General features: G+C 35.1%; 18 protein-coding genes. 14 read left to right on the top strand and 4 right to left on the bottom strand.

Annotation, left to right across the window (positions count from 1 at the left end; all coding sequences use genetic code 11):
• Positions 1-91: 91 nt before the first annotated feature.
• From clpB to ABWU38_RS02675, 4 genes are read left to right on the top strand one after another with little or no spacing between them, the layout of a single operon-like run.
• On the top strand, positions 92-2,755 hold the full coding sequence (gene clpB, locus ABWU38_RS02660) for an ATP-dependent chaperone ClpB (protein ID WP_353272429.1): 2,664 nt from the start codon (positions 92-94) through the stop codon (positions 2,753-2,755).
• A 26-nt stretch (positions 2,756-2,781) separates the two neighbouring features.
• On the top strand, positions 2,782-7,488 hold the full coding sequence (locus ABWU38_RS02665) for an NAD-glutamate dehydrogenase (protein ID WP_353272430.1): 4,707 nt from the start codon (positions 2,782-2,784) through the stop codon (positions 7,486-7,488).
• A gap of 5 nt (positions 7,489-7,493) precedes the next feature.
• Positions 7,494-7,790, top strand: a complete 297-nt coding sequence (locus ABWU38_RS02670) for a hypothetical protein (protein ID WP_253307184.1) — start codon at positions 7,494-7,496, stop codon at positions 7,788-7,790.
• Positions 7,762-9,144, top strand: a complete 1,383-nt coding sequence (locus tag ABWU38_RS02675; protein WP_264688012.1) for a PleD family two-component system response regulator — start codon at positions 7,762-7,764, stop codon at positions 9,142-9,144. The genes ABWU38_RS02670 and ABWU38_RS02675 overlap by 29 nt, the downstream gene beginning before the upstream one ends.
• Positions 9,145-9,288: 144 nt before the next feature.
• Here the strand turns inward: ABWU38_RS02675 and recO are convergent, their stop codons facing one another.
• Positions 9,289-10,011, bottom strand: a complete 723-nt coding sequence (recO, locus tag ABWU38_RS02680) for a DNA repair protein RecO (RefSeq protein WP_353272431.1) — start codon at positions 10,009-10,011, stop codon at positions 9,289-9,291.
• A 151-nt stretch (positions 10,012-10,162) separates the two neighbouring features.
• On the opposite strand from recO, the gene ABWU38_RS02685 reads away from it, so the two are divergent.
• Positions 10,163-10,789 (top strand): hypothetical protein, encoded by a 627-nt coding sequence (locus ABWU38_RS02685; RefSeq protein WP_353272432.1) that lies wholly within the window; start codon positions 10,163-10,165, stop codon positions 10,787-10,789.
• 231 nt (positions 10,790-11,020) lie between these two features.
• On the opposite strand, the gene ABWU38_RS02690 is transcribed toward ABWU38_RS02685, so the two are convergent.
• Entirely contained in the window at positions 11,021-11,359 is a 339-nt protein-coding gene (locus tag ABWU38_RS02690) for an outer membrane protein assembly factor BamE (RefSeq protein ID WP_353272433.1), read from the bottom strand.
• Between the two features lie 130 nt (positions 11,360-11,489).
• Between ABWU38_RS02690 and ABWU38_RS02695 the strand changes: the two genes are divergently transcribed.
• The 3 genes from ABWU38_RS02695 (at position 11,490) to tsaB (ending at position 14,475) form a co-directional block, all read left to right on the top strand.
• A complete protein-coding gene (locus tag ABWU38_RS02695) occupies positions 11,490-12,479 on the top strand; it encodes a ribonucleotide-diphosphate reductase subunit beta (protein WP_353272434.1) in 990 nt (329 codons plus the stop codon).
• 263 nt (positions 12,480-12,742) lie between these two features.
• The gene (locus tag ABWU38_RS02700; RefSeq protein WP_253307199.1) at positions 12,743-13,873 is read left to right on the top strand and encodes a cation:dicarboxylate symporter family transporter; all 1,131 of its coding nucleotides are present in this window, start codon (positions 12,743-12,745) and stop codon (positions 13,871-13,873) included.
• Entirely contained in the window at positions 13,873-14,475 is a 603-nt protein-coding gene (gene tsaB / locus ABWU38_RS02705) for a tRNA (adenosine(37)-N6)-threonylcarbamoyltransferase complex dimerization subunit type 1 TsaB (RefSeq protein ID WP_353272435.1), read from the top strand. Before ABWU38_RS02700 ends, tsaB begins: the two co-directional genes overlap by 1 nt.
• Here the strand turns inward: tsaB and ABWU38_RS02710 are convergent.
• The gene (locus tag ABWU38_RS02710; protein WP_253307197.1) at positions 14,470-15,093 is read right to left on the bottom strand and encodes an AAA family ATPase; all 624 of its coding nucleotides are present in this window, start codon (positions 15,091-15,093) and stop codon (positions 14,470-14,472) included. The genes tsaB and ABWU38_RS02710 overlap by 6 nt on opposite strands.
• A gap of 280 nt (positions 15,094-15,373) precedes the next feature.
• On the opposite strand from ABWU38_RS02710, the gene ABWU38_RS02715 reads away from it, so the two are divergent.
• The 5 genes from ABWU38_RS02715 (at position 15,374) to ABWU38_RS02735 (ending at position 18,556) form a co-directional block, all read left to right on the top strand.
• The gene (locus tag ABWU38_RS02715; protein ID WP_253307196.1) at positions 15,374-16,084 is read left to right on the top strand and encodes a class II aldolase/adducin family protein; all 711 of its coding nucleotides are present in this window, start codon (positions 15,374-15,376) and stop codon (positions 16,082-16,084) included.
• Between the two features lie 659 nt (positions 16,085-16,743).
• Positions 16,744-16,941: a transposase gene (locus ABWU38_RS02720; RefSeq protein ID WP_264688017.1), complete on the top strand. Its 198-nt coding sequence runs from the start codon at positions 16,744-16,746 to the stop codon at positions 16,939-16,941.
• A gap of 3 nt (positions 16,942-16,944) precedes the next feature.
• Positions 16,945-17,178, top strand: coding sequence for a DDE-type integrase/transposase/recombinase (locus ABWU38_RS02725; RefSeq protein ID WP_253307195.1), 234 nt, complete (start codon positions 16,945-16,947; stop codon positions 17,176-17,178).
• Complete coding sequence (locus ABWU38_RS02730; protein ID WP_353270857.1) at positions 17,175-17,303, top strand: IS3 family transposase; 129 nt, start codon at positions 17,175-17,177, stop codon at positions 17,301-17,303. The genes ABWU38_RS02725 and ABWU38_RS02730 overlap by 4 nt, the downstream gene beginning before the upstream one ends.
• A gap of 74 nt (positions 17,304-17,377) precedes the next feature.
• Complete coding sequence (locus ABWU38_RS02735; RefSeq protein WP_253307194.1) at positions 17,378-18,556, top strand: ribonuclease D; 1,179 nt, start codon at positions 17,378-17,380, stop codon at positions 18,554-18,556.
• A 353-nt stretch (positions 18,557-18,909) separates the two neighbouring features.
• On the opposite strand, the gene coaE is transcribed toward ABWU38_RS02735, so the two are convergent.
• A complete protein-coding gene (gene coaE / locus ABWU38_RS02740) occupies positions 18,910-19,497 on the bottom strand; it encodes a dephospho-CoA kinase (RefSeq protein WP_353272436.1) in 588 nt (195 codons plus the stop codon).
• A 501-nt stretch (positions 19,498-19,998) separates the two neighbouring features.
• Between coaE and ABWU38_RS02745 the strand changes: the two genes are divergently transcribed.
• The gene (locus ABWU38_RS02745; protein WP_353272437.1) at positions 19,999-21,402 is read left to right on the top strand and encodes an NAD(P)H-dependent flavin oxidoreductase; all 1,404 of its coding nucleotides are present in this window, start codon (positions 19,999-20,001) and stop codon (positions 21,400-21,402) included.
• The last annotated feature ends 62 nt before the right edge of the window (positions 21,403-21,464 follow it).

The following is a 21,464-nucleotide window of genomic DNA, read 5'->3' on the forward strand; positions in this document are numbered from 1 at the left end:
TGCAGACCATACCTAACAATAAACAACTTTGGGTTTAAATTTATGAAATCAGTTGTTATATACATCAGCAAATACGAATTTAACTGGTGTTATGGACTTAAATAAATTTACCGAAAAAGCAAAAAGTCTAATTCAAAGTGCTCAGATGAAAGCGTTGGGAGCTGGGCATCAGATTTTTATGCCTGAGCATTTACTCAAAGTGATGCTTGAGGATGAATTAGGTTTAGTTCAGGATTTGATAAACGCTTGTGGTGGAAATGTGCAAAGTATTTCTGATGCTGTGGATAGCGCAATAAAAAAGTTGCCAGTAATTGAAGGTCCAGGAAGTGGGGGCCTTCAACTTTCAAGAGAAATAGCAAAAGTTTTTGAAGATTCAATTGGTATTGCAAAGAGAAATAAAGATTCATTTGTTGCTGTTGAGCGTTTACTGCAGGGCCTCACTGCACAAAAAGATGATACTGTAGGCAAAATTCTGGCAGAGAATGGTGTTACACCGCAAAAATTAAATTCAGTTGTTACAGACATGAGGAAAGGTAGCAGTGCAGACTTGCCAAACAGTGAGGAAAAATTGAACGCGGCTAAGAGATATACAAAGGATATTACAGAGCTTGCTATGCAAGGCAAGCTTGATCCTGTAATTGGTCGTGATGAAGAGATCAGAAGAACTATGCAGGTATCACTGAGGCGGACAAAAAATAATCCAGTGCTGATCGGTGAACCTGGTGTTGGAAAAACTGCAATAGTTGAGGGGCTTGCAAATAGAATCGTTGCAAATGACGTGCCACTTGGTTTGCGTGATGCAAAAGTTTTAGCCCTCGATCTTGGCGCATTAATTGCTGGAACAAAATTTAGAGGAGAATTTGAAGAAAGGTTAAAAGCAGTTATTAATGAGCTTTCGAAAGCGGAGGGAAAAGTCATCTTGTTTATAGATGAGCTTCATACTTTAGTTGGAGCAGGAGCAATAAGTGGTGCAATGGATGCTTCAAATTTGCTAAAGCCTGCTCTTGCGCGTGGAGAAATTCGCTGTATAGGAGCCACAACTTTAGATGAATATCGTCAGCATATAGAAAAAGATCCTGCACTTGCAAGGCGTTTTCAGCCTGTGTTTATCTCTCAACCAACTGAAACTGATACCATTTCAATACTCAGGGGTTTGAAGGAAAGATATGAAGTGCATCATGGTATAAGAATTACAGACGGTGCAATAATTGCTGCTGCAACGTTGTCCAATAGATATATAACAGATAGGTTTTTACCTGATAAAGCAATTGATTTGATTGATGAAGCAGCAAGTAGGGTGAGAATTGAAATGGATAGCAAGCCTGAAGTTATTGATGAACTTGAGAGAAAGGTTATACAGCTAAAGATTGAAGCAGAAGCTCTAAAAAAAGAAAGTGATGAAAATTCTAAACAGCGTTTAAAAAAGATAAATGAAGAGATCGAAAATCTAAACAGTAAATTTGCTGACTTGAACAGCAAATGGCAGATGGAAAAGAATAAAATAGCTAGAATACAAGAAACAGTTGAAAAATTAGATAACGCCAGAAAAGAGCTGGAATTGGCTCAGCGGAGTGGAAATTTAGGAAAAGCAGGAGAGCTGATGTATGGTGTGATCCCTCAGCTTGAGAATGAATTAAAAAATCAGGAAAAGGTTACTGATAGTGTCTTAAAGAAAGAAGTGACTGGAGATGATATTGCAAACATTGTTTCAAAGTGGACAGGAATTCCAGTTGATAACATGATGCACAGCGAAAAGGAAAAACTTCTTAACATGGAGAATGAAATAGGAAGAAGAGTAATAGGGCAAAAAGGCGCGATAGAAGCAATAAGTAATGCAGTTAGGCGCTCTCGCTCTGGTGTGCAAGATACTAATCGACCTTTCGGTTCATTTTTATTCTTAGGCCCAACCGGGGTTGGAAAAACAGAACTGGCAAAAGCCCTTGCTGAATTTCTGTTTGACGATCAATCAGCGCTTTTGCGTTTTGATATGTCAGAATATATGGAAAAACATTCTGTTTCAAAGCTAATTGGCGCGCCTCCAGGGTATGTTGGCTATGAGCAAGGTGGCAGATTAACCGAAGCAGTAAGAAGAAGGCCATATCAGGTTATTCTGTTTGATGAAATAGAGAAGGCAAGTCCAGATATATTTAATCTATTGCTGCAAATCTTGGATGAGGGTAGACTCACTGATAGTCATGGCAAATTAGTTGATTTTCGCAACACCATACTGATCTTAACTTCTAACCTTGGTGCAGAGATAATGCTTAAGGGAGTTACAGAAAATGAGACTCTACCTCCTGTCATCCAAGTAGCTGACACTGGGATCCAGATGCAGATTCCAGCTTCACGCGCTGGAATGACATCGGAAGGAGGAGTTGCTAACTCTGTAAAAAGCGAAGTGATGCAAATAGTTAAATCAGCATTTCGTCCAGAATTTTTAAACAGGCTGGATGAAATTATTATATTCCACAGTTTAACCAGAGATGACATCTATAAAATTATAGATGTTCAATTTTCTTATTTACAAAAAACACTTGCTAAGCGTAAACTGAGTATAAGTTTGTCGCAGGAAGCTAAAGAACTAATAGCACAAACTGGCTATGACCCTGAATATGGAGCAAGGCCCCTAAAAAGGGTTATACAAGAGTGTATTCAAAATAATTTAGCTAAATTAGTTTTATCAGGGGAAGTAGTAGAAAATGATGAGCTAATAGTGTACGCTCTTGATAATGAAATCTTAGTTAAAAAGGTTTAAGTTCACTGTGTATTTTTGTTAAAAAAATGTGTATAGATCATAATGTTGACACTGAGTCTTTATTTGAGTTAGTTGATCAAGAAAATCAGCAAGATAAAGAAAAAATTAAAAAATTTATTAAGTATTTTTATAGTTTTGTTTATAAAAGCGACCTAAAAGCCAACGATAAGTTTTTGCTATATATTGTAAACGATGCTTACAATTTTGTTTCTCAAAAAGAGAAAGATGAAAGTAAGTTAGTAGTAAGCAATATAGATGATATACCAGGAATAGAAGGCGATTTTACCACGATTAAGATAACAAACGATGATATGCCATTTTTGGTTGATTCTGTTATTGCAACTATTAAATCGCACAATTTAACCATATGCTATTACAGCAACAGCATAATTAACATTAAAAGAAAAGATGGCCTAATAGATGAGATTTACTCCTTGGAAGAAAGCAATGGAGTCAAAGAATCAGTTATATATGTAATTATCAAAGGTATAAGTGACAGTTTTGTTGATACATTAAAAGAATCTCTACAAAAAACGCTGAAAGCAGTTAATTGCGTTGTGAAAGATTGGCACTTAATGCTCAAGAAACTTGATGAAGCAAAAAGTCTTCTTTTTGCCATCGAGCAGCCAGCGTCGAACGCTGGAGTGACACCAGGAAAAGATTTCTTAGATTGGCTAAAAAACAATAATTTTGTATTTCTAGGTTATCAAGAATATATTGCTGGTAAAGATGAAAAACTCGTCTGTGATAGCAAAAAGGACCTTGGCCTGATAAGAGTAGGTCAAAGTACGTTGATTCCTTCTGCAAACCTTGATTCCCTATACATATTGAGATCAGATCTAATCTCAATAGTCCATCGGCGTACATACATGAATTGTATAGGAGTAAAAGAATTTGATGACCAGGGTAATGTAGTAAAGGAACGGCGTTTTTTCGGGCTATTTACTTCTGTAGCGGAGGTCCAAGATATTCGAACTATCCCAATAATAAGAGATAAAGTTAAAGTTATAGAAAAAAATGCAGGGTTTGTAACCGGGGGCCACAATAACAAAGCTTTAATTTCTATTTTACAAGCATTCTCTTGTGATGAATTATTCCAATCAAATGAAGACGAATTATTTAAAATTTGCATTTCGATCATGTCTCTTGCGATTAGGCCAAGGGTCAGATTATTTTTAAGAAGAGTAAGGGATTTTATTAGTTGCATAGTGCTGATACCAATGCGTTATGCTAGCGCTAGGCTAATGTTCAAGATACGTGACATATTGAAGGATGAGACAAGTGCAGAAAGTTCAGATATTTATAACAATCACATTATCAATGAATATGATTTGATGAAATTGCATGTAGTGCTAAAGACCAAAAATGCTAGTGTTCCTGATGACGAAGTTTTGCGTATCGAAAACAAATTGAGGAACATTACGGAAAAGTGGGAAGATCGTTTTATAGACAATTTATATAATACTTTTAGTACTGTTGAGGATATATTCATCCGTTATTGCAAGGCATTTCCAATAAGCTATCAAGAGAGTTTCGAACCTCATGACGCATATTACGATATGAAAAAATTGGAGATAGTGAGGAAAAAAGGAGTTAGCGAGGTCGATTTAAGACTTACTTGTGATAATCTTAATTATCAATTAAAGGTTTATACTCCAAGCAATAGAGGCCTTGAATTATCGAAGATATTAAGGATCACTAAGAATTTGGGAGCTAAGATTCTATCTCATAATGGCTATTACATAGAAATTAACGGCGGAATATGGATACACCATTTTGTGTTGTCAAGAGTCGATGAATTAATAGACAACATTACTCTAAAAGAGCAATTTGAAATAACACTTGCGAAAGTGTTTAGAAAGGAAATTAAAAATGATTATTTCAATAGTTTGGTCATTATTGCTGGACTGGAGTGGAAAGAAGTGCTTCTGGTTAGAGCGCTCAGTGCTTACCTAAAGCAGACGTCATTTAACTACAATCCAGAATATATCCAAAAGGTAGTCTCAGAGTATCCAAAAATAGTAAAGTATTTGATACAACTATTTCATGCAAGATTTGATCCTAGCATAGACATTGATAGAGCAGAAACCACGGACATTTTCATAGAAAAAATTGAGGAACTTCTAAAAGAGATCAGCAATGTTTCACATGATTACGTTTTGCGCTCGATATTTAACTTGATAATGGCTATTTTAAGGACCAGTTATTATCAAGACGATAAACCATATTTATCTACAAAATTTGACTCAAATAAAATAAATGGTTTGCCTAATCCTCGTCCATATCGTGAATTGTATATTTATTCAAATCTTTTTGAGGGAATACATCTAAGAGGAGGGAAATTGGCCCGTGGTGGCTTAAGGTGGTCGGATAGGACGGAAGATTTTCGCACTGAAGTTTTGGGGCTCATGAAAGCTCAGATGACAAAAAATGCGGTTATTGTACCTGTTGGCGCAAAGGGTGGGTTTGTAATTAAGCAAGTTTATAAAGACAAAGATATTTTAAGAGAGAAAGGTGTTGAATGCTATAAGAGTTTTATCAGGGGAATGCTTGACATTACTGATAATGTAGTTAATGGCAAAATAATTCCACCAGAGAATGTGATTAGGTATGATGAGGATGATCCATACTTGGTAGTTGCAGCAGATAAAGGCACTGCTTCTTTTTCTGACTATGCAAACCAAATAGCCTCTGAATACAATTTTTGGCTTGGCGATGCATTTGCATCTGGTGGATCAGCAGGTTATGATCACAAAAAAATGGGTATTACAGCCAGAGGTGCATGGATTGCAGCGCAGAGGCATTTTTGGAAAATGAATAAGGATATTTACCAAGATGCAACTGTTATTGGAATTGGAGATATGGCTGGCGATCTATTTGGAAACGGTATGCTGCTTTCAAAAAATATACATTTAATCGGCGCATTTAACCATATGCATATTTTTATTGATCCAAATCCTAGTGCAGAAAAGAGTTTCACAGAGCGTAAACGTCTCTTTGAGTTACCATTTTCAACTTGGATGGATTATAACAAAGATTTGATTTCTAAGGGTGGAGGAGTATTTGAGCGTAGCAGCAAGCAAGTAAACATTTCTCAAGAAATAAAAAAATGCTTTGATATAACAGAAGATATGCTACCTCCAAGTGATTTGATTAGATATCTACTCAAAGCAGAAGTGGACTTCATATGGAATGGAGGAATTGGCACGTTTGTTAAGGCAAAGAGTGAAAATCATAGCATGGTCGGTGACAAAGCAAACGATGAGTTAAGAGTAAATGGTAAAGATATTAGAGCTTCTATGTTTATAGAAGGCGGAAATTTGGGATGCACACAGCTTGGAAGAATAGAATATGCTGAAAGAGGTGGATATATAAATGCAGATTTTGTTGATAATTCAGCCGGAGTGATATGTTCGGACCTTGAAGTTAACATCAAGATTGCATTTGTTTCAGCTATGAAAGCAGGGGGTGTTTCTTTAGAAAAAAGGAATGAAATACTGGCAAGTATGGTGGACGAAGTTGCATCCAAAGTGCTTGAGAACCACAACAGAATTGAAACAAAAGCATTACTTCTTGAGTGTTTGCAAGCTAAAGAGAGATTGGAGCAGCACCACAGGTTACTGCTCAGTTTAGAAAAATCTGGGCTGTTAAACCGAAGCGTAGAATTTCTTCCAACTGAAGAAGAGATAGCAAGGATGTTAACTGGTGCAGAAGGTTTCAGTTCTCCTCAGCTTTCTATTCTAATGTCTTATGCTAGAACGGCAATAAAAAATGACATTATACATTCCGATCTGCCTGAAAAAGATCTTATATCTAATGACTACTTGCTAGGTTATTTTCCTAAAAAGATGATAACAAAGTTTAAGGATTTCATATTAAAACACCAACTTCGTAGAGAAATTATCTCTACTTGCATTGCAAATGATGTAGTGAATAGAATGGGCTGTATATTCATCAATAATTTGGCTGAGAACACTGGAATTAAGGTACAAGAAGCGGTTAACATATATATTGTTGTTAACCACCTGTATGATTTAAACAGCCTGTGGCAGAAAATTGATGAATTGGATGGAAAAATTGATGTTAACTCATACTTACAAATAGTGAGGAACGTGCAGAAATTTATTGGCAGAGTATCGTTTTGGTTAGTGAAAAATCTTGGCAAGCTTAGCTTTGTAGAGTTGGATGATGTTACAAAATTTAAAGATGCAATTGAAACTTTAGGCCAGAACTTAACTGATGTTTTAGATGAACACCTATTAAAGGTCTGTAGCCATGGATCAACTTCTTTAGTAGAACTTAATATAAATAAAGATCTAGCAAAAAAAGTTGCTGATCTATACGTTCTTGCTTATGCACTGGACATTATATCTGTTGCTGAACAGACATCTTTGTCCATTCTTGATGCTGGTAAAATATACTTTGAGTTAAAGTCGCTGTTAAGATTCGATCTGATTAGAACAATTGCCATCAAGATGAAAAGCCGCTCTTCTTATTGGGATCGCAGCTTAGTTAATGATTTATTGGACGATTTAAGCAATTACCATCACAAGCTAGCTGTTAAAGTCATAAAAGCTACTGATAACCCCGAAGATAAGGTTCAAACCTGGGCTTGTAATGATAAGGACTACATAGAACGTTATAATAGTTTTTTAGATGAGATAGTTGCTTCTAAACTTGATTTAAGCAAATTAATATTTATAATCAGGAGGATTAAAGTACTTGCTTCATAGGAAAAATGTTTAATATAGGTCTTTCAGAAATTTTGGTCGTTGCTTTAGTGAGCATAATTGTTCTTGATAGAAATAAGGTGCCTGTATTTATTGATCTTATTAGGAATACATATAGGTATCTTATGATTATAAAATCAAAAGCTAGGAGGTTATTGAAAGACGCAGGAATTGAAGACTTATATAAAGAGTGTAATACTGAGAAGGTAAATTACATAGTTGGTAAAAATGGTAAGCTTTATCCTACTTACGATATAGATAATACATCTAAAGATAATGACAGCGAAGATTCTAGTAGTAGATGATGTACTATCTAATGTCAAGCTTTTAGAAGCTCGACTAAAAGCAGAGTACTATACGGTTATCGTAGCTCATGATGGTGAAGAAGCTATAGATTTAGTAGCAAAGCAGCAGCCTGATATTATATTACTTGATATCATGATGCCAAAGATGAATGGCTTTCAAGTTTGTAAGGAGCTAAAGAGTGATCCCTTGACAACCCATATTCCAATAATTATGGTAACTGCACTGCATGATACTCACAATAGAGTACAAGGCATTAATGCTGGTGCAGATGACTTTCTGACTAAACCAATAAACGAAACTGCTTTATCTGCGAGAATTAAGTCTCTCACACGCTTAAAGATGATTATCGACGAATTGCGTTTGAGAGGAGAAACCAACGCTGAGATTGGCGGAGTAGCAGGAAACAGTATTATGGATTATTCTAATCAGATTTTTGATGCTAACATACTTGTTGTAGATGAAGATGTCTTTCAAGCAGAGCAGATATATAATGTACTAAAGCACCGCTTTAGGTCAATTAAAATACTGAGTGATCCAGTGGAGGCATTAAAGGTTGGTATTAAGAATAATTACGACCTGATCATTTCTGATATGCAGTTTTCAAAAACTGACGGCCTGCGTTTGTGTTCTGAGTTTCGTAGTAAAGTAGAAACACGCTATACACCAATTCTGATTCTTTCTGAGGATTATGATAAAAACAATTTAGTAAAAGCACTTGATGTAGGTGCTAATGATTATTTAACAGTACCTTTGGATGAGGGTGAGTTAATAGCAAGGGTTAATTCGCAAGTAAAACGCAAAAGATATCAAGATGCCTTGAGAATGAATTTATTTAATAATGCGGAAATGTCTATAAAGGACCCATTAACTAACTGTTATAATAGAAGATATTTTGATGCACACTTAAGAAACATTGTTAAGGACTCTGTGGAAAAGGATAGAAGGTTGTCTCTTATGATACTTGATATAGACTATTTTAAGATGGTGAATGACAGTTTTGGGCATAGTGCTGGAGATGAACTTTTAAAGCAAGTACAGAAAAGAATTTCTGAAAATATCAGAGTGACAGATTTACTAGCTAGGTTTGGTGGTGAGGAGTTTGTTGTTGTAATGCCAGATACCAATGTATCAGATGCGTACACTATTGCGGAGAGAATACGAAAAATTATTGCTAAAGAACCTTTTATACTTGCGGACAAAAATACAACCCATAACATAACTGTTAGCATTGGAATTGCAGAAATGCAAGGATCTGACCTTGACGATATTAAAAAATTTATAGTACGTGCTGACAAATATTTATATAAGGCAAAAAACAGTGGTAGAAATAGAGTGGTTACTGGCTATAGCTAAAGTGGCTTAAGTTTACCGACAACCGTCATTCCGCTACTCGTTAGCGGAATCTATGCTGAGATACCGCGAATGAATCGCAGTATGACGTGTTGCTTGGGTTAGCTATAGATTTCTGAAATGATTTCAAAAAAATGATAACTAAGGTTAAAGCGACAACATGAGGTTTCTCAGCTCTGGAAATTTCATGTTTAACTGCAAAAATAGATACTTATTTAAAAAATATCCTGTGACTTTCAGTCCTAACTGAAATTCTTGGAATGAGTAGCTGTTTTGTAGGTTATTATTGTATACATCATGCAACATTTGTGGAAAAGGTAGGAGTTTATCTGCATAATAATCTCCTGCTTTTTTTGACACTGCTCTACCAGTTTTTGGAGAAATAAATTGTAAGTTTTCCTTAACACCTGTTACAGCACATTTGGATAAGTCTAACTTGAATCCCAATTGCGTAAGAAGCAGAAGCTCTAAGTTAAGATAATGGCTTTGCCAAGACTGATTGTTGTGTTTAACTACATCGATGAAATATCGAAAATTGTCATACAGCATGGCACAGGGTTCACTTTCTGGAAGCACTTTTTCTAAAATAGAGGAGAAAGAGACAATAGTAATGCTTTTTAACCTATCTTGAAAGAAATGATGGAATGGAGATTCGATTAATTCGCACTTTAAAAAACCCAGATTTTCAGGTAACTTAGCACTCCATTCTGCATGTAATAGATTACTTATCTGAAACTTATAATTGCTATTGTTTGTTAGCTTAGTTAATCCCCTGCGCTTTCCATGATTTTTTGTAAACAGAGAAAGAATTAAGTTTTTATCGCCGTATTTTTTAGCAGCTATAATGATGCCTTCATCTTTCCATCTCATTTAGAGTATATTGACCGTATTGACCGTATAATATTATAGAAATAGTAAAATTAGTACAGCAAAAACTACGTCTTTGAGCTTAAATCAACTAAAATATATTGACTTTATGTGCAATATTAGCTTTAAACCAGTAAAACAAACTGCTTAACATATGCGTTTTTTCTATTCTAATTACATTCTTTTTTTATCTTTATGTTGTTTTCTGCTTTTTTCGTTACCTTCAACAAAAGCCCAAACGAATGATACGTCAGTTGTTCCTATACCACAAAGGAAAAAAGAAACAGTTGAGCACACTGTTGTAGCACAACCGAGGCAAATTATCGAAATGCAAGAAGAAGTCATTATTAACGAGGGTAAAGAATTCATTCCAGTTCCAAAAAGAAAAAAAAGTGTAGGGAAGAAACTAAGAAGGGATGTTAGAGAGGCAAAAAATGAAATAGGAAACGAAAAAAGCGTTGAGAATAAAAACGATGAATTAGTTGTAACAGAAATTATTAACTCTATAAGAGACAAACTTACAAAATGCTGGAGCATTCCTGAAAGCATAGCTTACAAAGAAAATTTTAATATAAAAATTAACTTATTATTATCCAGTCAAGGCGAGATAATTATGGCCGATGTAGCAGACAGTGATTCCTATCGAAATAATCCACTTTTCAGGTCGATAGCAGATAATGCAATGCGTGCAGTATATAAATGTAGCCCATTGACTGGCTTGCCTACTCAGCACCACCACATTTGGCGTGAAGTAACACTAGACTTTATTCTAAATGGGTAAAATCTTACAATAGACCTCTTATATTACCTTCTGTCATCCAAGTAGTCAGGCTACTTGGATGACAGAAGTAGACACTTCACATTATCATTCCAGCGCTCCTTTCTTGTTATGCCAGTGCGTGACACTGGCATCCAGAAAAAAAATAGATCCCAGTGTCTGGGCACTGGGATGACGTAATACGGTTCTTGGATGACAAAGAAGGGCGGGAAAAACTCTGTAGTCAGCAGATTTTCAATCAGGAACAGCCAAAGATCTCTCTAAGATGTCAGTTTCTTTTGTATCTGCAACTTTACCGTCCTGATCGAATGAAATTTGCAGGGACTTACTGCTATACTTCCTTTGTCCTAAGAAGTTAGCTTGTTTAATTTTATATGAGACATAGTACCAAACATTGTCATCGAACTTTGATACTAATATTGGTGATCCTAAAGTGTGAACCACTTTTTCTTTATCGTCACCTGCTTTTATCTTGCTCCACAATTCAACACTAATGCCAGGAGCTCCGTGGTTGTGAATAGTGTGTGTGCAGCTCACTGTAAATAATAAAATAAAAGATATTAATACTCGCATTTCTGTTGATAAATTACTTGAAGCTATAATACACTAATAAATTACCTGCCGTCAAATTTCAAAAAGTTAAATTGACTGATTCTCAATATCACTTAATATAATATTTACTTTAGAAAATAATAGGTGTCTTATGTCATTGTTAGAAGCAGATCCAATATACAAACCTTTTAATTACCCTTGGGCGTATGATGCGTGGCTGCAGCAACAAAGAATCCATTGGATACCTGAGGAAGTTCCGCTTGCTGATGACGTGAAGGATTGGAAAACTAAACTTTCAAACGTAGAGAAAAATCTACTAACTCAGATTTTTAGATTCTTTACTCAAGCGGACATTGAAGTAAATAACTGCTATATGAGGCATTATTCAAATATATTTAAGCCAACAGAGATATGCATGATGCTTGCAAGTTTTTCCAATATGGAAACCATACACATTGCAGCTTATTCTTATCTTTTAGACACAATTGGCATGCCAGAAAGCGAGTATCAAGCATTTTTAAAGTATGATGCTATGAGAAAGAAATATGAATACATGCTGGAATTTGAGGAAAGCAAAAAACACGATAAAAAACATGTAGCTAAAACTCTAGCAGTGTTTGGTGCATTTACCGAGGGGTTGCAGTTATTCGCATCGTTTGCAATTTTGCTCGATTTCCAACGCTTTGGAAAAATGAAAGGCATGGGGCAGATAATCGCCTGGTCAGCCCGTGATGAAACTTTGCACACCAATTCAATTATTATGTTATTTAATACATTTATTAAAGAGAATAATGAAATTTGGGACAACGAGTTTAAAGAGGAATTATATTCTGCATGCCGCACTATTGTTGAGCTTGAGGACGAATTCATAAAGCTTGCCTTTGATTTAGGAGATGTTGAAGGACTATCCGCAGAAGAAGTGCGCAATTACATACGCTACGTAGCAAACAGACGGTTAATGCAATTAGGTCTTGAGTCCATATATGATGTCAATGATAATCCTATTCCATGGCTCGATGAAATACTAAATGGCGTTGAACATACGAATTTCTTTGAAAATAGAGTAACAGAGTATAGTCGTGCAGCAACTCAAGGCACATGGGAGGAGGCTTTTACTGAAAACGACACGAATAATAGGTGAGTGCTAATTTCACTCTTCTTTGTCATGCAAGTAGCTGACACTGGAATCAGTTTTTTGATCGAGAATGTTGTATAGTGCATAATCAATTTTCCTGGATCGAAGTAGTCAAGGCACTGGGATCTAATAGATAATATTCGTGCAGTACGCGCGGGAGTAACAAAAGCTGCTTGTCTTTCATAATGTTTCGTAGCAATAGGCAGTTTTGCTTTACTTAACAACCAACTTACCATATATATGTCCATAGGACATTGGTATATAAGAACGTGCTACAACTATTAATCTTACTCACGGTCATCACTTCAGTTGCATTCTTTGGTCATTTAGTTCCAATGGAAGCAAAAACCTTCTTGTACTCAACGAGCCTGAGTATAAAAGAGGTTTTGCTATTTATAATGCCTTTTATTATTTTTGCGTTAATCTTTAGCAGTGTTAACAATCTTAAGCAGTCAGCTATAAAGTTTATATTGTTACTTATTATAATGATCTTCTTATCGAATCTGGCTTCAAGTTTAATAGCTTATTCTGTTGGGCATTTTATCATACAAAACACTTATTCAATACAAGATATAACGTATGAAGAAACAATTGTTCCTTTATGGTCGTTTAGGCTGCCTGCATTGCTTTCTAATTTTTATGCCCTTGCCTGTGGATTTGTGTCCAGCATAGTAGTGTCCACACTGCTACCCAAGAAAAGCAAAGAGCTTTCGAACAAAATGTTAGATTTAACTCTCTTTATTTTGAAGACGTTTTTGACGCCGATTATTCCAATATTTGTACTTGGGCTTGCTTTAAAAATGCAGCATGATCAAGTTTTATCTATAATATTTAAGGATTACTCAATAATTTTCATTATTATAGCATCTGCAACCTACCTTTATGTTTTCCTCTTATATGGAGCAGCAAATTCATTCAAGATCACAAGCTGGATAGCTAGTATAGGCAATATGATACCGGCATTTATTACTGCGATGAGCACAATGTCTAGTAATGCAACTATGCCGCTTACTCTTGAAGGAAGCAAAAAAAATGTAAAGCAACCTGATATAGCATCGTCTGTTATACCAATAACTGCTAGCTTCCATTTAGTAGGTGATTGCTTTTTTGTTATAATATTATCAATGGTAATTACTTCTGGTTATTTATTGTCCACAACGGACTATGTAACTTTTCTTCTCTATTTTTTGTTATTTAAGTTTGCTATCGTTGCAGTGCCGGCAGGAGGAATTATGGTAATGCTACCTATTCTTGAGAAATACCTCAAATTTTCTCCAGAAATGCTTTCGTTAATCACAGCCTTGTATATAGTGTTTGATCCAATAATCACTTCAGCAAATGTTATGGGTAATGGTGCCTTTACTATGATGTTTACAAAACTCTATGATAAGCTTAAGTAATGTCTATTTTAGCGATTGATACTGTAGGTACTGGTAGTTCAATAGCAATAGTTGATTATGATGGTAATTGTTTTGTAGAGCGCAATTCCGCCAGCAACAATCATGTAGAATCATTTTTTCAAATTCTGAATACTTTGTTTGATAAGCACAATTATAATTATGATAAAATAGATCATTTAGCGGTAGTAGTTGGACCAGGAAGTTTCACTGGAATTAGAGTTGGTATATCAGCAGCACAAAGTATAAATCTTGCTACAAATAAGCCATTATACGGAGTTAATGCGCTGGAAGTTCAAGCTTACACAATATCTTTGCTTTGTACGAATAGCAAAAAAAATATCAGAGCTATAATCAAAAATGCTCAAGGGTTTTATACGCAGTTATTTGATTTCAATTTATTGCCGCTATCTGGTCCAACTGCAGCACGTGAACCTGGATCCAAGTGTCACGCTACAAGCAGTGACTGCATTACACATATGGATTGCAATTTAAATGCTAGCCATGCAGGACTATTGGTTCATTATAGACTGAAGAACAAGCAAAAATTAAATGAAGTTGAGGCTCTATATTTAAATGAGCCTCAGTATATGAAATCATTATAGACTATTCTTTCGCGTACATACAATGTGGCTAAGCCTGTGCATCTGGTTTACTATCTCTTGAGCTACTTCTTTTATACTCATATCTGAATTTTCTATCTCTATGGCACTCGGTGGTATAAATAAATTGTTAATCCTAAATTGCTCTATCATGCTATTTACATTAGTCACCTTCCTATTTTTTCTTTGCCTTTTTAATGCAATACGCTTTTGTAATGTCGGTAGATCACACCTAAGTACCACAGGAAGGATTTCTGTGTTCATTTTTTTACTAAGCCTTACTATTGAATCATACATCCTCATGTTCTGGTCATTATTTTCCATCAACTCATCAATAAATATGTAATTTTTTGAGTGAATCGGATAATTTTCTATTACCTGAAGCATAATTTGCATAATGTCATATATTCTATCTTGAACTTCTTTAGGTATTTGATCACGTTCAAAGACACCATTGTATATAGAGCAAACTTGAACATTGTTATAGAACTTACTATTTACAATTAATGCGTCTATCATATTGGACAATTCTATTGCTGTGGAAAGTTTACCACTTCCTGAAAGACCAGAGAGATATATGAAAAATCCTGCTGGCTGTTTTTTTGTGTTAATACTTACCATATTATTTTCAATCTTGAAACTTACATTTATAATAACATAAAAACAAAGCTTTAAAACATATGAAATATTACATAGAAAATTATTTTTATAGTTAAGATATTATGTAATTTAGAAACATAAATTCTGTATATAAACTCTATAATAACGATAACTATTTTTAAGCAAGCTACAACACAAAAGTGTTTGGTATTCAGAAAGCAAGACAGAGTGGCATAGACTTATTAGTTTACTACAAGCCTTTTTTCGTGTATAAATCTTCAGAAGATTCTAACAGAGGATTGTGTTGTTAACAAAGAGCAGAGTAAAAAGGGATCTAGTCTATGCCTATCAGATTTTGTCTTACCTTAAACTGGATGATCATACATATACTCACCTCTCGGTATGTTCTGAAGATCAAAAGTCGTTTTATATTTACCCATTTGGTATACGCTTTGACGAAGTGAATGAAAATTCATTGATGAGAGTATCACTAGATGGAAATGTGATTGAGGGTACAGAATATCAATATAATAAAACTGGCTATATAATTCATGGTTTTGTTTATCAAGCAAGGAAAGACATTCAAGCAATTTTTCACCTGCATACACCTTCTATTGTAGCAGTTTCTTCTCTAAAAGATGGACTACTTCCAATAAGTCAATGGGCACTGCACTTTTACAATAAAATCTCTTACCATAATTATAATTCCCTAGCACTTAGCAATACAGAAGGAAAGAGGTTAATAGCTGATCTGAAAGAAAATTTTGTCATGTTAATGCGCAATCATGGATCTATAACGTGTGGTCGGACTATACAAGAAGCAATGTTTTACACGTATCATTTAGAACGAGCGTGCAAAACTCAATGTTTAACGTTAGCAATGAATAGGGAGTTATCAATTCCAAGTGAAGAAATTTGCTCAAAAGCTGTAAAGGATCTCCTATCTTTTGAAAGCAATCTTGGTGAGAGGGATTGGCACGCATGGGTTAGACTAATTAAAAGTAAGTTGTAAGAGGCTTTCGCACTACTATCTGTCATCCAAGTAGGGAGTCATACGCGTCAAGTTAAGAGGTTATGAGCAAATTTAGAGAGGTTAAAGTGGATACTCTGACCTTACCCAGAAAAAGTAGAGAGAAAGTTAAGACGTTTTTGGAGTAAAATAAAACGTTTTTTCAAAATATGGCAAATAGAAGCAGCAGGATTCAAATTAGAAGCTGTTAAGCTGGTTAAAGAAACAGAAGTAAAAAAATAGCAAAAGATCTAGGCATAGATGGCAGTATGTTAAGTAAATGGGTAAGAAAATATGATGGAAAAATGTCAGAAGCATACGCATTTCCAGACAAAGGCTCCTTATGACAAAGAAAGATTTGATCTAAAAAAAGAACTAGCAAGAGTAACAAGAGAAAGAGACATTTAAAAAAAAGCCCTGACCAAACAAAAAGAGTAAAGTATTCTTTTATATAGAAATTGCTATAAAATACAGGAACTATGTAGGGTTTTAGACATATCTGCTGGTGGTTATTATAAATGGGTTGCTAAGGGAAAAAGCAGTAAGGAATTAGCAAGAGATGGGCTTCTAGCAGATATTCAAAAAAAGCATCCAAATGCAGATCCCTAAAATTCACGCTGAATTAAAAGCTTTAGGCAAAAATTAAAACAGTACAAAGTGTTATGCAGAAAAATGGTATTCGGGCTATATTGAGAAGAAAATTTAAAACTAAGAAGCAACAAACGGACAATAGAGTCGTAGCTCTCAATATATTAGACCAAAACTTTATTGTCGATCAACCAAATAAAATATGGGATTACTTATATAAAAACCAAAGAAGGATGACTATATTTGGCAGGATCTATATTCACGCATGGTAGTTAATGAGCAGTTCAATAAATAAACAATTGGTTGTTGACTCTTTATTGATGGCCGTTAATAAGCGCAAACCCGATAAAAATCTGCTGTTACATAGCGATCAAGGGTCACAGTATACCTCTCAAAATTACCAATTTCTATTGAATACAAAAAACATCATTTCCAGCATGAGCCATAAGGGATGTTGTTACGATAACTCTGTTGCAGAAAAGTTCACTCAAAAGGGAGCTGCTTATTGATACTTCTCGCTCAACAAACCAGAACTGCCATATTTGAATACATAGAAATCTTTTATAACAAACAACGTAGGCATTCTACTATTAATTATTGCATTCCTGCACAATTTGATGCATCATTCTCATGACAAAAACGTCTTAACTTTCTCTCTACTTTTTCTGGGTAAGGTCAGATAAAGTAGAACCACCAAGTGAAAAATATATGCTAATTAGTACAACATCAGAGCTGGAAGATACGTGTGAAGAATTAATAGCAAAAAAGCCGAAATTTATAGCAGTTGACACGGAGTTCATTAGAAATAATTTAACCTACTACCCAAAATTATCGTTAATTCAAATTTCTTACGGAGAGAAGAGTTTTATTGTAGACGCATTAGTGCCAGAAATTGATTTATCATTCATTAAGAAAATAATGCTAAATCAGGGGATAACCAAAGTGTTTCATAGCTGCCGGCAGGATATAGAATCCTTACTCACTGTGTTTAAATGTATTCCCACTCCCATTTTTGATACCCAAGTTGCCGCTATGTTTTGTCATTATTATCATGACTTTATTGGTTACTCAAAAGTAGTAGAGCAATATCAAGGAGTAGTGCTGGATAAAATTAAAGCTAAAAATTCAGATTGGTTAAGGCGTCCGTTGTCCGAGGATCAGTTAGACTATGCAATAAACGACGTGGTACACCTATATGACTTATACCAAATATTGTGCAATAAACTTGAAGAAAATAATAGGATGTGTTGGTTTCAAGAAGAGATGGAATCAATAGTTAATATAAATAAGTATTTACATAGTCCAAAAGATGCATGGAAGAGAATTAAATTTAATTATGAAGCAAATCCAAGATTGGTATTAACTGTTAAAGCAGTTAGTGAATGGCAAGAGACCTTAGCACAGCGCTATAATATGAATCGTAATAAAGTAATTAATAATGCTGTAATAGCTGGTTTTATTGAAAAAAATGTAGAGCATGTTGATGAGATTTTAGATGATCTCAAGAGGAATGCAAAAAATATAAAAGATGCAGATTTACTAGAGTTTGTGAATATTTTTAATGAAAATGAAAAAAATTGGATGCAGCAAAACAACATCTTACCGAATAATTATGACAAATCTGTATTCGATATACTCTCAATTATTTTAGATAGTAAATGTAAAGAAAGTAACATATCAAGGAAATTAGTTTCTTCAAAAGATGAGTTAACCGGGTCAATATCTGGGCAGATAGATAAACTATTCAAGGGGTGGAGATACGATTTTTTTGGCAGGTCAGTTGAATCATTTTTGAACACAAGCTCAAAATTTGAGATTTCAGCAGTGAAATCCGCAAATAATATAACCAAAATTCAGAGTAATTTAGTGGAGAATAACTGTTGCTAAAGTAACTTAGATTTATCGACAATCGTCATTCCGCTGCTTGTTAGCGCCGCGGCGGTATGACGGTTCGCGGCAGTATGAAGATAACCTCGTCATCCCGCTGCTTGTCAGCGGGATCTAGAGATACCGCGAATGAATCGCGGTATGACGGTTCGCGGCAGTATGAAGATAACTTCGTCATCCCGCTGCTTGTTAGCGGGATCTATGCTAATACCAATTCTCAATAATAATGAGACAAATGAAAAAGAGTGCTTTCCGCCTATAACTGGAGGTTTAAGTGAATTTATCGTATATTCTATTTGTCTTCCCAATAACGAAGTTTGGTATAAGAGATACCGTGACGGTATGACGTAGAGCTACGTGTTGAGGTTTAATGAATCCACTATTTTTTTTATTTGAGAAAAAACATACTCTTTGCTTACACTGGTGTCGATAATAAAGTCACTCATCTTCCTTTTCTCCTCAATAGATAACTGAACATTGAAGATTAAATTTAGCTTTTCTTTATCTATGTTGCGTTCGTTAAGTCTTTGAGCTTGCACAACGCTATCTGCATAGATAAAAATAATAAGGTCACAGTATGAATGAAATTTTGTTTCTAATAGAAGTGGCACATCTAAAACTAAAAGCTTTCTATCGATCTTTTTTTCCTTGGCAATAAAAAATTCTGATTCACGCAGCACAGCAGAGTGAACCAAAGATTGAAATTGTTTCCAATTTTCATCGTAGGCTAAGAAATATTTAGACAGTACTGTTCTACCTATTTCACCATTTACTACCACTCCAGGAAAATTTTTTTCTGCATAACTTATTATGCTTTTATCCACTTTATAAAGTTGGTGTACAACAGAATCAGCATCAAACACAGCAGCACCAAACTCTTGAAAGCAATTAGCTACAAAGCTCTTTCCTACCCCAATTCCGCCTGTTAGACCTATGATCATATAGCAAAATACATTAGACTTCTTTCGAAACTATATTACAGTAGCTGCTGTGTCTACTCAAAACCCAAATGGCTTTGTTGCATCGCTAGCTATGATGGATTAAAGATAAAAAAGATGGAGAATATCAGTAGCTTATTATTCTGGTATTTATAACAAGAACGGTCAGTGAATACCTAAATTTGAGTAAAAGAAATTTCACTACCACTCACTAATCCGGCTAAAATTCAAGAATTTCAATGCTTTAGCTATTTTCAATAGAATTAAGTTTATTAATATAAATAATAAATTACTATTCTTAAATTTGATCAGATTGATTGCAAAAAAACAAGATTTTCAATAGGTTGCTTATAATCCTAGCTATAGTTAGCCTTTCATAAGTAGCGATGCAACAAAGCCAACCCAAATTTGGCTATGCAGAGGCTCTGATGATAAAAGAAAAAATAAACAGCTATTATTTTTTTAGTAATTAAGTAAAATAGAGTGAAAGATTGCGAGGAAGTTTTGAAAAATAAGATAAAAAAGATAGTAATTTCAGGAAAGGAAGTGTGGCCAATCATTGAGGGCGGCAAAGGCATCGCAATCAGTGATGGAAGGTCAAGTAGAGCATTTGCTGCAGCAGATGCTGTGGGTACGTTTTCTGGTGCAAATGCTAAGCTTATTGATGATAATGGTGAGTTAGTGCCGCTGATTTACAAAGGCAAAACAAGAAATGAAAAACACAGTGAATTGATTGAGTATAGTATTAAAGCTGGAATCAGTCAGGCAAAAATAGCGAATGAAATATCAAAAGGTCATGGAAGAATACATATGAATGTGCTTTGGGAGATGGGAGCAGCAGAACGCGTGCTTCATGGCATATTAGAAAAAGCAAAAGGCTTAGTTCATGGTATTACCTGCGGTGCTGGTATGCCTTATAGGCTTGGAGAAATTGCAGCTAAATATCAGGTTTATTATTACCCTATTGTCTCATCGGTGCGTGCTTTTAAAGCATTATGGAAGCGTACTTACCAAAGAATATCTTCCTGTTTGCTTGGTGGAGTAGTGTATGAAGATCCATGGCTTGCTGGAGGGCACAATGGACTCAGTAACAGTGAAGACCCAGAGCTACCACAGGCTCCATTTGAAAGAGTTGCAGAGCTTAGATCTTTCATGAACGAGATCGGTCTTTCAGAAACACCAATTGTTATGGCAGGAGGAGTGTGGCATTTGAAAGATTGGGAACATTGGTTTGACAATCTGCAAATTGGACCAATAGCTTTTCAGTTTGGCACTCGTCCACTTTTGACGAAAGAAAGCCCAATTTCTGCAGAGTGGAAAAAGAAGCTACTCACTTTAGAAGAAGGTGATGTATTTTTAAATAAATTCAGTCCAACAGGGTTTTACTCATCTGCAGTAAAAAATAACTTCATACGTGAGTTGCAGAAACGGAATTCACGTCAAATAAAGTTTTCAGAAAATGCCAGCGAAGAATTTAGTAGTGAATTTGCAATGGGTAGCAGAGGTAGGAAGATCTACCTTACTTCAAAAGACAAAGAGCTGGCAAATACATGGACTAAAGCAGGGTATACAGAAGCAATGAAAACTCCAGATACAACTGTTATTTTTGTGACGCCAGGCAAATTTGCAGAGATAAGACAAGATCAAATCAATTGTATGGGATGCTTAAGTCATTGTTTGTTTAGCAATTGGAAGGATCACGGCGACCATTCAACAGGACGAAAGCCAGATCCACGGAGTTTTTGTATACAAAAAACACTGCAAAACATTATACATGACGGCGATATTGAAAATGAACTCATGTTTTCCGGGCACAATGTGTACAAATTTAAGCAAGATCCGTTTTATGAGAATGGCTACGTACCGACAGTAAAAGAGCTGGTGGAAAGGATATTAACTGGGTATTAAGTTATGGTTGATTTGACAAGAAGACGTTACTTTGTTATAATAAGTATTTATTAATTTAGTCT

Origin of the sequence: Wolbachia endosymbiont (group A) of Urophora cardui, assembly GCF_964028435.1 — a bacterium.
Taxonomy (GTDB): domain Bacteria; phylum Pseudomonadota; class Alphaproteobacteria; order Rickettsiales; family Anaplasmataceae; genus Wolbachia.